The following is a 12924-nucleotide window of genomic DNA, read 5'->3' as shown; positions in this document are numbered from 1 at the left end:
CCAGGCCGGCCTGGTGCAGGCGGCGTGCGGCGCCGGCATAGCCCTGGACGATTTCGTCGATCATTGCCTGGTCCAGCGCCCGTGGCATCACCCGGAAGCGCTCATTGGGCACCGCAGAGGCCGAGTAGGCTACCGCCAACAGGCCGTCTGCCGATTCCATGATCTCCCGCCCGGGGTGAAACAGTTGCGACAGCACCACGGTGCCGTGCGCGTGGCAGGCCTCGGCAAGCTGGCGGTAGCCGTCGATGCAGGCATCGTCCGTGGCCATTAGCACATGCGAGGTGTAGCGGGCACTGTCGTGCACCCCGGCGACCTGCAGCACGATCAGGCCAACGCCGCCGGCAGCGCGGTCGCGCTGGTAGGCGATCAGTTTGTCGTTGACCAGGTTGTCGGTGGGCAGGCAGGTGTCGTGCCCGGTGGACATGATGCGGTTTTTCAAACGTTTGCCGCGGATCTGCAAGGGCTCGAACAAGTGTGGGAAGGCGGTCTGCATACAGGCGGCTCCGGTACGGTGTTGTTATTTTTCTATCAAAGTGTAGCGATAGTAAAAAATCAACTTGTTTTTTTACTGGCGTTTGTCTAGGTTTTCCTCACTCGCATGGCGAGGGTGTGACCTCAAAACAACAAGAAAACGGGCCCGTCGGGCACCGCCAGGAGGAAACTACGATGCAGCTATATCCACGTGTGACCGGCCTTTGTGCAGCCTTGCTGGCCCTTGGCCTGGGCACTGCGCAAGCTGCGCAGCAGATGGTTGTGGTCGGTTATGGCGGCGCGGGCCAGAAGGCCCAGGATGAGGCGATTTTCAAGCCCTTCATTGCCCAGGACGGCAGCCAGCTGATCCAGAGTGAATACAACGGCGAAATGGCGCGGATCCAGGTCATGGCTGACACCGGCAACGTCGATTGGGATGTGGTGCAGATCGAAGGCCCTGACTTGATGCGCGGCTGCGACGAGGGGATCTACGAGCACCTGGACTGGCAGCGCCTGGGCCATGCCGCCGAACTGATCCCGGCAGCCGCACAGGATTGTGGGTCGGCCGCGCTGGTCTGGAGCGTGGCTATTGCCTACGACCGCAGCAAGCTGGCCCAGGCGCCGGCGTCGTGGGCCGACTTCTGGGACGTCGACAAGTACCCTGGCAAGCGCGGCCTGCGCAAGCGTGCGGTGTACAACCTGGAATTCGCGCTGTTGGCTGACGGGGTCAAGGTCGAGGACGTATACCGGGTATTGTCCACGCCGGCAGGTGTCGAGCGGGCCTTCGCCAAACTCAGCGAACTCAAACCCCATATCCAGTGGTGGGACGCCGGCGCTCAACCCGCGCAATGGCTGGCAGCCGGTGACGTGGTGATGACCTCCACCTACAGCGGACGAATTGCGGTGGCGGCGCAGCAGGGCAGCCCGTTGGCCGTGGTATGGCCTGGCAGCCTGTACGGTATGGACTACTGGGCGATCATCAAAGGCTCGCGGCATGTCGACCAGGCCAAGCGGCTGATTGCCTATGCCAATCAGCCGGATACCCAGGTGCGGTATGTACAACAGATCCCCTATGGGCCAACCAATACCCAAGCCGCGGCCAGGCTTGACCCGGCGCTGGCCAACTGGGTACCCACTTCGCCACAGAACCTTCAAGGGGCGCTGGCCATGAACGTGGAATTCTGGGTCGATCATGGCGAAGAACTGGAGCAACGCTTCAACGCCTGGGCCAGCAAATAGCGCTCAGTAAAGGGGCAACAAGATGACTGAAACGGAACTAAGCCTGCGTCGGGAGCTGGCTGCCTGCTACCGGCTGATCGCGCACTTTCGCATGAGCGATCTCATCTTCACGCATATCTCCCTGCGCCTGCCTGGGCCGGAGCACCATTTCCTGATCAACCCGTATGGCCTGCTCTTCGAGGAGATCACAGCGTCCAGCCTGGTGAAGATCGACCTGCAGGGGCGGCCGGTGGGGGCTGCCCGTCACCCGGTCAACCCGGCCGGGTTCGTCATTCACAGTGCCATTCACGCTGCCCGCGAGGATGCCCAGTGCGTGCTGCACACCCACACCCGCGCAGGTTGCGCGGTGGCCGCACTGGAATGTGGCCTGCTGCCGGTCAACCAGATGTCCATGGAGTTTTACGGCAATGTGGCTTACCACGCCTACGAGGGCGTCGCGCTGGACATGGATGAACAGCAACGGCTGGTGGCCGACCTGGGCAACAAGCCGGTGATGATGCTGCGCAACCATGGCCTGTTGACCACGGGGCGCAGTGTGGCTGAAGCCTTCTTGCGCATGTACTACCTGGAGAAGGCTTGCGAGATCCAGTTGGCGGCGCAAAGTGCTGGGCAACTGATATTGCCGTCGACCGACGTGTGCGTGCGTACCGAACGGCAGTTCAACGCGCCGGGGAGAGGGTTGAAGCAGGGGGAACTGACCGACCCGGATGCGCTGCAATTGGCGTGGGCGGCGTTGTTGCGAATGTTGGAAAAGGTGGCGCCTGGTTATCAGGATTGAACCTGCGCTTGCTGATTTGGCAGTTAGTCGTGCAAACGACAGCGGGCGGACGGAACAGTCACTGTAGTGCAACCATTGCTTTCAACTGTGCTGGTCCCTTCTCAAGGAATACCGTTATGCTGTAACGAAATATGTCTAAAAAGCCTGCAGAAGGAAGTCGCAATGCCACTCAAGGACCTGCTTATCGCCCTGGTGGTGATTGTCGCCTGGGGCGTCAACTTTGTGGTCATCAAGGTTGGCCTCGACGGGCTGCCACCGATGTTGCTGGGGGCATTGCGTTTCTTGCTGGTGGCGTTTCCGGCGATCTTGCTGGTCAGGCGGCCCAAACTGCCGTGGCGCTGGCTGATCGCTTACGGTGCGACCATTTCACTGGGCCAGTTCGCGTTCCTGTTTCAGGCCATGTACAGCGGCATGCCGCCAGGGTTGGCTTCGTTGATCCTGCAGTCGCAAGCCTTTTTCACCCTCGGTTTTGCGGCGTTGTTTCTCGGTGAGCGGCTGCGCCTGGCCAGCGTGCTGGGGCTGCTGGTGGCGGCCGGCGGCTTGGCACTGATCGGCAGCGAAGACGGCGGCCATGTGCCCATGCTGGCGTTGGTGCTGACCCTGTGTGGCGGTGCAATGTGGGGCCTGGGCAACATCATTACCCGGCGGTTCGGCTCGGTCGACCTGGTCGCGTTGGTGATCTGGGGTGGGCTGATCCCGCCACTGCCATTCCTGGCACTGTCCTGGTGGCTCGAAGGCCCCGAGCGCATTGGCCATGCCTTGGCCAATATCAGTTGGAGTTCGGTGCTGGCCCTGGCGTATTTGGCCTTTGTGGCCACCATGCTCGGCTACAGCCTGTGGAGTAAGTTGCTGTCGCGTCACCCGGCAGGCAAAGTGGCGCCGTTCTCGCTGTTGGTACCGGTGATTGGCCTGAGTTCGTCGGCGTTGCTGCTGGGAGAGCGCCTGACCGCTACGCAGGGCTGGGGCGCATTGTTGGTGATGGCCGGCCTGCTGGTGAATGTATTCGGTGCGCGCATCGGTCAGCGTTTGCGGGCTGCCAACGCGTAAAGCGCTTAAATCCGCCGACCTGCGCTCTGTTAGAATCGGCCTCTTTTTGCCAGGCCAACGGAGCGCATCCATGATCATTTCCACCACCAGCCAGCTCGAAGGCCGCCCGATTGCCGAATACCTGGGCGTGGTCAGTTCCGAATCGGTGCAGGGCATCAACTTCGTGCGCGATTTCTTTACACGGTTTCGCGACTTTTTCGGTGGCCGTTCGCAAACCCTGGAAAGCGCGCTGCGCGAGGCCCGGGAGCAGGCCACTGAAGAACTCAAGGCCCGGGCACGACAGTTGCAAGCCGATGCGGTAGTGGGGGTTGATTTTGAGATCAGCATGCCGTCGGTACAGGGCGGCATGGTCGTGGTATTTGCCACCGGCACGGCAGTACGCCTGAAGTAAAGCCTTTTGCCATTGGTCGGCTGCAAGGTTCTTGTCCGGTCGGTCCGCAAATGACCAGCTAGTCTCACTTTCACAGGCCGCGTTTCCTGGGCAACTTGTCTGGTTGCCGACGCGACCGCCACTGGAGGGAGACTGGGCATGAGCGAATCCTTTTTCGAAGACCTGAACGACGCGTTCCCGATCAACAGCCAGGTGCGTTGCGGCCAGGCGGCATTTCGCCTGGGTTTCGCCCACATGACGCTGGATGATTCCGAACAGCTCCAACCTGCACATTTGCAGCGCAGCAAAAAAGGCCGCTTCATGCCGCGGGTACCGCTCAAGAAGTGATCCCGTGCCTGCACACGCCCCGCCCAACGGCGGGGTTTTTATTGCCATTCGTTGATCCGCCTCATGGTATTGCCCGGTAGCGCTCGCCGGATGGCCCGGCCTGTGGTTTTCTGACGCGGCATTCCAGCAACGGAGGATTGAATGCTCATGCGAGTCAGGGAAGAAACCTATTGGCAGTGGGCCGACGCACAGTTGCACAGCCGCTGCCACGACGAAGCACTCAGCGACGGCACCACACTGGACGTGCAGGTGCGCTTGTCGCGCCTGGGGGCGACGCAGCTGTTTCTGGGGTTGTACGCCGGGGATGGGCGGGCGTTGCTGGAAGAGTATTACCCCGCGCTGCCGGGCGAGACCATGACCCGTGCGCTGGTGTGGGGTGTCGACCGCGCCCGGGCGATGGCAACAGGCGCCTTGCCTTTGCCGGAAACCCGTCTGCAGCGGCGCCAGGCATGAAAAAGCCCGGCCTATGCGGGCCGGGCTCTGGTAAGGGTGCGAACCCTCAATTCAGCGGTTCGATCACCTTGACTGCCTGCTGCTCACGGGCAGCGGGCCATTCTTGTTGCAGGGTCTGCAGCACGCGGCCAACGAATTCGGTGTCGGCGGCGGCTTTCTTGCCGACGTAGCCTTGGCCACGGCGGTAGACCTTGAAGCGGGCACGCATGCTGGGCAGGTGCTCTTCAAATTCATCTTCGACGGTGTTCGGTGGCAGGCGATCGAGGCGCACTTCACCGGTTTGGCTAACCCACAGCAAATGGTCGTCAAGGCTGTCCTTGCGCACGGCGAACAGCTGGGCCAATTGGTCGATAGTCGGATTGTTGTTCAAGTTCATCATAAAGCCCCCATTACCCATTCATAGGTGATTTTCACAGTTGGCGCTATCACGGTGTAGCGCACTACCAAGGCTGCTACAGCAGCATCGCAACAGGGGCTTTCTCACGCTGCCTTTTGGACAGTTTCCCTCTCCACGGACGGCCTGCGTTACCGCGCAGGCCGTCTGGAACACCCTTGCCACCGCTCCCGATCGGGGAGACGGCTTCATCATGCCCAAGCGCGATGAACGGCGTCAACCATTTTGTAGTGAATATTTTTGCTCACTACATTCTGTCGTTTTGTCCGACAATCAACGCGAGCGTTATAAGCCGGAAAGGATGTCGAAGGCGGCTTGCACCCGCGCCTGGTTGGGGTAATTCCGATTGGCCAGCAGCACGACTGCCAGCTGTTCTGCCGGCACGAACGCGGCGTACGCGCCGAAGCCGTTGGTGGCGCCGGTCTTGTTGTACCAGGCTGCCGGTAGCGCGGGCAGGGCCGGCTGCAAGCGAGTGGTGGCCTGCGGTTCGCGGATCAGCCGTGGGCTGTTGCCATCGATCAGTGTGCTCAGCGTGACCGGGTAGGGGTAGCGTTCCCAGCCCAGGCCTTGCGTCATGCCGCCAACCTGGAAATAGCCCTGCTGGGTAATGGCGGTGGCTTTCACCAGGGCCGGTGGCAGGCCCTGCGGCTGCATGTGCAACCGCACATAGCGCAGCAGGTCGCTGGCGCTGGTTTTGATGCCGTAGGCCTCATCGGCGTAGGGGCCGGGCCCTACACGCACCGGCTTGTCGTCGGCGTCATACCCTTGGGCATAAAGCCCCTGGGCGCTGGCCGGAACCTGAAGGTAAGTATTTTTCAGGCCCATCTTCGTCAGCAGGCCCTCACTCATCAGCGTGGAAAACGGTTCATGCTGCGCACGGGCAGCCAGGTCACCGAACAACCCCAGGCTGGGGTTGGAGTAGCAGCGCTGGGTGCCGGGTTTGGCGCGAGGTTGCCAGTGGCGGAAGAAATCGACTACCTGCTGCGGTGTTTGCACGGTGTCGGGGAACTGCAGTGGCAGGCAGTCGGCGCTATAAGCGCCCAGTTCCAGCACCGTCGCGTCGCCGATGGGGACGCCGGCCAGTGCCGGGTGATAGCGCTTGGCCGGGGCCTCGAGGTCAAGCTTGCCCTCGGCGCTGGCAAGCGCGGCCAGGGTGGCAGTGTAGGTCTTGCTCAGCGAACCGATTTCGAACAGCGTATCGCGGCTGACCGGTACGTTGTCGGCCTTGCTGGCCACACCGTAACTGAAGTAATGCGCGTGGTCGCGTGCATAGATGGCCACAGCCATGCCGGTGATGCCTTGTTCCTGCATGAGCGGGCGGATGATCTGGTCGACCTTGGCCTGTAACTGGTCGTCGGCCTGGACGCTGGCATGGCCCAAGGCAAGGGTAATGGCGGCTGCAAGTGCAGCCAGACGTGGGCGGAGCATGGTGAGTCCTTTTTGTGGAACGTGTCCGTTGAGCGATACCGCTCGGGGTTCCGGCGTTAGCGACGGAGAGCCAAAGACCTTATCGTCTGCCCAGCCACCATGACAAGATGGATACAGTGATGAAGTATTTGCGCATGTTATTTGACAATTTCACCTTGGCCTTGCTCGGTGTAGTACTCATCGCCACCGTGCTGCCTTGCGCGGGCGATGGCGCGGTGTATTTCGGCTGGCTGACCAACCTGGCCATCGGCCTGTTGTTCTTCCTGCATGGCGCCAAACTGTCCCGTGAAGCCATCATTGCCGGTGCCGGGCACTGGCGCCTGCACCTACTGGTGTTCTCCTGTACTTTCGTATTGTTCCCATTGCTGGGCCTGGCGTTCAAACCCCTGTTCGTACCGCTGGTGGGTAACGAGCTTTACCTGGGCATCCTGTACCTGTGTGCCTTGCCTGCAACCGTGCAGTCGGCCATTGCCTTTACCTCGCTGGCCCGCGGTAACGTGCCGGCCGCCATCTGCAGCGCGGCGGCCTCCAGCCTGCTGGGTATCTTCCTCACCCCGTTGCTGGTGATGTTGCTGCTGGGTGCCAGTGGTGATACAGGTTCCGGCCTGGATGCGGTGTTGAAGATCACGTTGCAGCTGCTGGTGCCGTTCGTTGCCGGGCAGGTCGCGCGACGCTGGATCGGTGCCTGGGTCAAGCACAATGCGCGCTGGCTCAAGGTGGTGGACCAGGGTTCGATCCTGCTGGTGGTGTACACCGCCTTCAGTGAGGCCGTGGTTACCGGGCTGTGGCACACCGTATCGCCGCAGCACCTGGCGGGGTTGTTCGTAGTGTGCGCAATTCTGCTGGCAGTGGTGCTGTTTGGCACCCGCTTGCTTGGCAAGGCGCTGGGCTTCGACCTTGAGGATCGCATCACCATCCTGTTTGCCGGTTCCAAGAAAAGCCTGGCTACGGGTGTGCCCATGGCCCAGGTGTTGTTCGTGGGCAGTGGCATTGGCGCGATGATCTTGCCGCTGATGCTGTTCCACCAGATACAGCTGATGGTGTGTGCTGTGCTGGCGCAGCGTTATGCAAGCCGCGAGCAGGAGGTGGAGGCTTCGGCGGTGTCGTGAGCGCCTTTGCGTTCCGATTAGATACACTGTTGGCGGTCAAGCTTTTCTGCGGTGCTCAGCGCTGAAAAGCTTGGTCGTATTAAATGGTTGATGGCCGCGAAGAGGCCGTGCCTGCTGGCCAATCTCCACTCGTCGTTCACCGTTGCAGCCGCCGCCGTATTCGCGGGTAAACCCGCTCCTACAAAGTCACCACAGTTCTGAAGTGTTGTGGCTTACCTGTGGGGGCGGTGTCATGCCCTCAGTCTTGCAGCCGTTCCGGGCTGTTGAAGTTGCTTAGCCGGCGATCGCTCTCGGCGCACTCCAGCCCTTGCACCGCCTCGCGCAGCAAGGCCTTCTGCAAACTCCGCTCACCCGCTGCCCAGGCCTGCTCCAGCACCGGCAACACCCGCTTGGGCAGCACGCTGAACATCGGCTGCCAAAAACCACCCTGACGCACCATTGCCGCGCTGTTACCGGCCACTGCCAGCCGCAGCAGGTCTTCGATCAAGTCGCGATCAACCAGGGGTGCATCGCAGGCCAGCAACACCACCCACGCATGACGTGCCACCTTGAGCCCGGCAATCACCCCCGCCAGCGGCCCGGGGAAGTCGGCTTCTGCATCGCCCACCCACTGGTCGGCGTATGCTCGGTAAGCCGCCTGGTTGCGATTGCAGGAAATCACCAAGTCGTCGCTCAGTGGCCGCACCGCGCGATGAACATGTGCAATTAACGGCTCGCCTTGCCAGTCCACCAGGCCCTTGTCACGGCCGCCCATGCGCTGGCCGCGGCCACCGGCGAGAACGAGGATTGAGCAGGGGGGGAGTGCATCAGGCATGAAAAAGGGTTCCGGGCAGTCATTGCCGGGAACCCTCCCATTTCACGCGGGGCTTGTCCAGTCAGCTTTCGCGGGCCACGGGTTGCCCGTCGCTGTCATGCGCCTGGCGTCGCTGTGACAGGCGCATCACCACCACGAAGAACACCGGCACGAACACCACCGCCAGCGTGGCGCTGAGCATGCCGCCGATCACCCCGGTGCCAATCGCCTGCTGGCTGGCAGAGCTTGCGCCGCTGGCGATGGCCAGTGGAACCACGCCGAGGATGAACGCCAGCGAAGTCATCACGATCGGCCGCAGGCGCAGGCGGGCCGCTTGCACGGCGGCGTCGACGGCGTCCACGCCCTGGTCTACCAGATGCTTGGCAAACTCGATGATCAGGATGGCGTTCTTCGCTGACAGGCCGATCAGCGTGATCAGGCCAACCTTGAAGAACACGTCGTTGGGCATGCCGCGCAAGGTCACCGCCAGCACCGCACCGAGCACGCCGAGCGGAACGACCAGCAGCACCGCAGTCGGGATAGACCAGCTTTCGTACAGCGCAGCCAGGCACAGGAACACCACCAGCAGCGACAGCGCCATCAGCAGGGGGGCCTGGCTACCGGACAGCCGCTCCTGCAATGACAGGCCGGTCCATTCCAGGCCGGTACCGGCCGGTAGCTGCGCCACCAGCCGCTCGACTTCGGCCATGGCTTCGCCCGAGCTGTAGCCGGCGGCTGGCTCGCCAGAGATCGACACCGCCGGGTAACCGTTGTAGCGGGTCAGTTGCACCGGGCCGCTGACCCACCTGGCCTGAACGAACGCACCCAGTGGCACCATCTTGCCGCTGTCGTTGCGCACGTGAATGTTCAGCAAGTCTTCAACCTGGCTGCGCTGGTCACCTTCGGCCTGCACCACCACCCGCTGCATACGGCCCTGGTTGGGGAAATCGTTGACGTAGCTGGAGCCTACGGCCACGTCCAGCACCGTGCCGATATCGGCAAACGACACGCCCAGTGCATTAGCCTGGCGGCGGTCGATTTCCAGTTGCACCTGCGGGCTTTCCGCCAGCGAGGCTTCGCGCACGTTGGTCAGCACCTTGCTTTTGCTGGCGCTTTCGAGCAACTGGTCACGGGCTGCCATCAGCTCGGCGTGGCCCATGCCGCCACGGTCCTGAAGGCGAAATTCGAAGCCGGTAGACTCACCGAGCCCGTCGATGGGGGGCGGCAGCACCGAATAGGCTATCGCGTCCTTGAGCTGGGTGAAGGCCATGGTCGCGCGGTCGGCGATCGACTGGGCGCTGTCGTCGGCGCTGCGCTCGGACCAGTCCTTGAGGGTGGTGAAAACCAGCGCCGCGTTCTGCCCGCTACCGGAGAAGCTGAAGCCGAGGATCAAGGTGGTGTTGCCCACGCCTGGTTCTTCGGCGTTGTGCGCCTCGATCTGCGCGGCTACCTGTTCGGTGCGCATGCGGCTGGCGCCCGGCGGCAGTTGAATGTCGGTAATGGTGTAGCCCTGGTCTTCGGTGGGCAGGAACGCCGTAGGCAGCTGGCTGAAACCGTAGCCCAGCACCGCCAGCAGCACCGCGTACACCAGCAGGTAGCGGCCGCTGCGCTTGAGCGCCTGCACCACCCAGCGCTGGTAGCCGTTGCTCATGCGTTCGAAGCGGCGATTGAACCAGCCGAAGAAGCCTTTGCGTTCATGGTGCTCGCCCTTGGCCACGGGTTTGAGCAGGGTGGCGCACAATGCCGGGGTCAAGCTGAGGGCGAGGAACGCCGAGAACAGGATCGACACCGCCATCGACAGCGAGAACTGCTGGTAGATCACCCCCACCGAGCCTTGCATGAACGCCATGGGCAGGAATACCGCCACCAGCACCAGCGTGATGCCGACGATTGCACCGCTGATCTGGCCCATGGCCTTGCGTGTGGCGTCCTTGGGCGGCAAGCCTTCTTCGGCCATGATGCGTTCGACGTTCTCCACCACCACAATGGCATCGTCGACCAGAATGCCGATGGCCAGTACCATGCCGAACAGTGTCAGCACATTGACCGAGAAGCCCATGGCCAGCATCACGGCGAAGGTGCCCATCAATGCCACTGGCACGACCAGGGTCGGGATCAGTGTGTAGCGCAGGTTCTGCAGGAACAGGAACATGACTGCGAACACCAGCAGCATGGCTTCGAACAGGGTGTTGATGACCTGCTCGATCGACACCTTGACGAACGGCGAGGTGTCGTAGGGGATGTCGTACTTGACGCCTTCCGGGAAGTAGCGCGCCAGGTCCTGCATCTTCGCCCGTACCAGGGTAGCGGTTTCCATGGCGTTGGCGCCGGGTGACAACTGCACGCTGAAGGCCGTGGCCGGTTTGCCGTTCAGGCGCGTGCCGTACTGGTATTCCTGGGCGCCGATTTCAACCCGGGCGACATCCCCGATGGTGACCGTGGAGCCGTCCGGGTTGGCACGCAGGACAATGGCAGCAAACTCTTCGGGGCTGCTCAACTGGCCTTTGACCACCACGTTGGCGGTGATTTCCTGGGTGCTGCGGCTGGGCAGATCGCCGATGCTGCCAGGGGCGACCTGGGCGTTCTGCGCGGCGATGGCTTCGGCCACATCGTTGGGCGTGAGGTTGAAGCCAATCAGCTTGCGCGGGTCGATCCAGATGCGCATGGCGCGTTCGGAGCCATACAACTGGGCCTTGCCGACGCCCTTGAGGCGGCGGATTTCGTCCATCACGTTACGTGCCAGGATGTCCGACAGCGCGGTTTCATCGAGCTTGCCGTCTTCGGAGGTGAGGGTGGCCAACAGCAGAAAGCCGGTGGACACTTTCTCCACCTGCAGGCCCTGCTGGGTGACCGGGCGTGGCAGGCGCGACTCGACCACCTTCAGGCGGTTCTGCACGTCGACCTGGGCCAGGTCCGGGTGGGTGCCCGGGGCGAAGGTGGCGGTGATGGTGGCGCTGCCCAGGCTGCTCTGCGACTCGAAGTACAGCAGGCTGTCGGCGCCATTGAGCTCTTGCTCGATCAGGCTGACCACGCTTTCGTCCATGGTCGCCGCCGAGGCGCCTGGGTACACGGCGTAGATTTCCACCTGCGGCGGTGCCACGTTGGGGTACTGGGCCACCGGCAGCTGCGGGATGGCCAGCGCGCCGGCCAGCAGGATGAACAGTGCGACCACCCAGGCGAATACCGGGCGATCGATGAAGAATTGCGGCATGAATCAGGCCCTCACTGGCCGGTATGCTGTGCGATGGGCGGGGCAGCGGGTGCGTTGTCGACCTGCACCTGGTCACCGGCCTTGATGTGCTGCAGCCCTTCGACCACCACCCGCTCGCCGGCCGCCAGGCCCTCACTGACGACCCAGCGGTCGCCCTGGGCGCTGCCCAGTACAACCTGGCGGTCGCTGACCCGGGCGTGCTGGTCTACCACCAGCACCTTCGGCACACCGGCGCTGTCACGCAGGATGGCGCGTTGCGGCACGCTCAGGCCCTTGGGTTGCACCGCTTGCTCCAGGCGTACCCGCACGTAGCTGCCAGGCAGCAGGTCGAGGTCCGGGTTGGGGAACTCGCTGCGCAGGGTGATCTGGTTGGTGCTGGGATCGACACTGATGTCGGAGAACAGCAGCTTGCCCGGCAGCGGGTAGGCGCTGCCGTCATCCTGGATCAGTGTGGCGCGTGCCTGGCCGTCGCCCACCTGCTGCAATTCGCCAGCGCGCAGGGCGCGGCGCAGCGCGTTGAGCTCGCGGGTAGACTGGGTAACATCGGCATGGATCGGGTCCAGCTGCTGGATGGTCGCCAGCGGGGTGGTTTCGTTTTGCCCGACCAGCGCGCCTTCGGTGACCTGGGCGCGGCCGATACGGCCGGAGATCGGCGCGGTCACGGTGGCATAGCCGAGGTTCAGCCGGGCGCGCTCCAGCGCCGCCCTGGCTTCGGCCACTTCGGCATCGGCCTGCAGGAAACTGGCCTTGGCGTTGTCGTATTCCTGGCGGCTGACGGCTTTGTCGTCGACCAGCTCGCGGTAGCGCTGCTCTTGCAGGCGCGCCTGATACCGGGTGGCCTCGGCCTTGGCCAGCGTGGCGCGGGCGCTGTCGTGGTCGGCCTTGAACGGTGCCGGGTCGATCAGGAACAGTACATCACCCTGCTTGACGTCGCTGCCCTCGCGGTACACCCGCTTGAGCACCACGCCTGCGACCCGCGCACGCACTTCGGCGGTGCGTGGCGCGAGGATACGGCCGCTGAGTTCGCTGCTGATGGCCAGTGGCTGCAGTTGCAGGGTTTCCACGCGCACTTGCGCAGTGGGTGCCTGTTCGTCTGGCTCGGCGCTGTCGCTGCAACCGGCCAGGGACAGGCTCAGCAATGCCATGAGCGCCAACGGGCGCAGGCACGGGGAGAGGGTAGTAGGCATGCGGATCTTCCGATGATGACCGTGTATATGCTAAGGCAGACGCTGGCTGAGCGGCTGTTAATACCTGTAGGGCGAGTGTGAAAAAGTGTGAAGAAT

Annotated in this window: 12 protein-coding genes and 1 pseudogene; 7 read left to right on the top strand and 6 right to left on the bottom strand. The window is 63.0% G+C overall.

Translation table 11 applies throughout. The annotated features are described in order from the left end of the window. Positions 1–493 (bottom strand): annotated as a pseudogene (locus BJQ17_RS10925) (oxidoreductase); the annotation flags it as partial. A 173-nt stretch (positions 494–666) separates the two neighbouring features. On the opposite strand from BJQ17_RS10925, the gene BJQ17_RS10920 reads away from it, so the two are divergent. From BJQ17_RS10920 to BJQ17_RS10895, 6 genes are all read left to right on the top strand, one after another. After that, entirely contained in the window at positions 667–1710 is a 1044-nt protein-coding gene (locus BJQ17_RS10920) for an ABC transporter substrate-binding protein (protein WP_017147666.1), read from the top strand. 22 nt (positions 1711–1732) lie between these two features. Continuing rightward, positions 1733–2488, top strand: coding sequence for a class II aldolase/adducin family protein (locus BJQ17_RS10915; RefSeq protein WP_070096027.1), 756 nt, complete (start codon positions 1733–1735; stop codon positions 2486–2488). A gap of 162 nt (positions 2489–2650) precedes the next feature. Then, positions 2651–3535 carry an EamA family transporter gene (locus BJQ17_RS10910; protein ID WP_003253899.1) on the top strand — a complete coding sequence of 295 codons (885 nt, stop codon included), beginning with the start codon at positions 2651–2653 and terminating at the stop codon, positions 3533–3535. Between the two features lie 70 nt (positions 3536–3605). Then, the gene (locus BJQ17_RS10905) at positions 3606–3926 is read left to right on the top strand and encodes a YbjQ family protein (protein WP_003253898.1); all 321 of its coding nucleotides are present in this window, start codon (positions 3606–3608) and stop codon (positions 3924–3926) included. A gap of 138 nt (positions 3927–4064) precedes the next feature. After that, positions 4065–4253, top strand: coding sequence for a hypothetical protein (locus tag BJQ17_RS10900; protein ID WP_003253897.1), 189 nt, complete (start codon positions 4065–4067; stop codon positions 4251–4253). Positions 4254–4394: 141 nt separating this feature from the next. After that, positions 4395–4706, top strand: a complete 312-nt coding sequence (locus BJQ17_RS10895) for a hypothetical protein (protein ID WP_010953779.1) — start codon at positions 4395–4397, stop codon at positions 4704–4706. Between the two features lie 46 nt (positions 4707–4752). Here the strand turns inward: BJQ17_RS10895 and BJQ17_RS10890 are convergent, their stop codons facing one another. Both BJQ17_RS10890 and ampC read right to left on the bottom strand, forming a co-directional pair. Next, positions 4753–5085: a hypothetical protein gene (locus tag BJQ17_RS10890; RefSeq protein ID WP_003253895.1), complete on the bottom strand. Its 333-nt coding sequence runs from the start codon at positions 5083–5085 to the stop codon at positions 4753–4755. A 300-nt stretch (positions 5086–5385) separates the two neighbouring features. Next, positions 5386–6528, bottom strand: a complete 1143-nt coding sequence (ampC, locus tag BJQ17_RS10885; RefSeq protein WP_004577472.1) for a class C beta-lactamase — start codon at positions 6526–6528, stop codon at positions 5386–5388. Positions 6529–6647: 119 nt separating this feature from the next. Here ampC and BJQ17_RS10880 point away from each other — a divergent pair, with 119 nt between their 5' ends. Beyond that, positions 6648–7637: a bile acid:sodium symporter family protein gene (locus BJQ17_RS10880; RefSeq protein WP_003253893.1), complete on the top strand. Its 990-nt coding sequence runs from the start codon at positions 6648–6650 to the stop codon at positions 7635–7637. 238 nt (positions 7638–7875) lie between these two features. Here BJQ17_RS10880 and mobA read toward each other — a convergent pair whose 3' ends face one another. The 3 genes from mobA to BJQ17_RS10865 form a co-directional block, all read right to left on the bottom strand. Continuing rightward, positions 7876–8451 (bottom strand): molybdenum cofactor guanylyltransferase MobA, encoded by a 576-nt coding sequence (mobA, locus tag BJQ17_RS10875; RefSeq protein WP_004577474.1) that lies wholly within the window; start codon positions 8449–8451, stop codon positions 7876–7878. A 61-nt stretch (positions 8452–8512) separates the two neighbouring features. Further along, entirely contained in the window at positions 8513–11641 is a 3129-nt protein-coding gene (locus BJQ17_RS10870) for an efflux RND transporter permease subunit (protein WP_070096026.1), read from the bottom strand. 11 nt (positions 11642–11652) lie between these two features. Then, complete coding sequence (locus BJQ17_RS10865; RefSeq protein WP_003253890.1) at positions 11653–12828, bottom strand: efflux RND transporter periplasmic adaptor subunit; 1176 nt, start codon at positions 12826–12828, stop codon at positions 11653–11655. Positions 12829–12924 lie beyond the last annotated feature (96 nt).

It is taken from the genome of Pseudomonas sp. NBRC 111139, assembly GCF_001753955.1.
In the GTDB taxonomy this organism is placed as follows: Bacteria; Pseudomonadota; Gammaproteobacteria; order Pseudomonadales; family Pseudomonadaceae; genus Aquipseudomonas; species Aquipseudomonas alloputida.
This window is presented reverse-complemented; position numbering and strand designations above follow the sequence as displayed.